General features: G+C 51.9%; 1 protein-coding gene. It reads left to right on the forward strand.

The genetic code is table 11. The features are described from left to right. On the forward strand, positions 1 to 442 hold a 442-nt coding region (locus F8N96_RS34885; protein WP_224794183.1), incomplete at its 5' end, for a CMD domain-containing protein. Positions 443 to 534 lie beyond the last annotated feature (92 nt).

The raw sequence follows: 534 nt of genomic DNA on the forward strand, positions 1-534 counted from the left end.
CGCGATGGCCATTGCTGAGCGGGCAGAAATTATGGCGCTGAGCCAAGCGAGCCATGATGCCGTGATCATTCCGAAAGATCCCGGTGGTCTGTCACATGCAGAACGTGCAGCTCTTGCTGAACGAATCGCTCGGTTGAGCAACTCTGAAGAATTGGCTGATCACTACCATGCTTGTCTTGAGACAGCAGGTGGCGAAGAAGGCCTTTATGTTGCTGCCAATCCTCAGCAGTCCGCGTACGGGGATGAACGCTTTATGGCGATTATCCGATTCACGGATCTGGTCACTCAAAAGCCGCGAGAAGCTACAAAGCAAGATATCGATACCTTAAAGGCCGCTGGGATTTCAGAACCGGACATCGTAAGGCTCACGGAAGTCCTCGCTTTCGTGAACTACCAACTCCGGGTCGTAGCAGGATTCAAAATTGCAGGAGAAATGAAATGAGCCAGGTTGTGCATAATTTCACCGTATCGGTGCCTCACTGGTCGCCGTACATCAAGCCTGTCGAGTTAGAAAGTGCGAGCCAAGAGCAGCTT

This window comes from Pseudomonas fluorescens (assembly GCF_902497855.1).
Classification (GTDB): domain Bacteria; phylum Pseudomonadota; class Gammaproteobacteria; order Pseudomonadales; family Pseudomonadaceae; genus Aquipseudomonas; species Aquipseudomonas fluorescens_BI.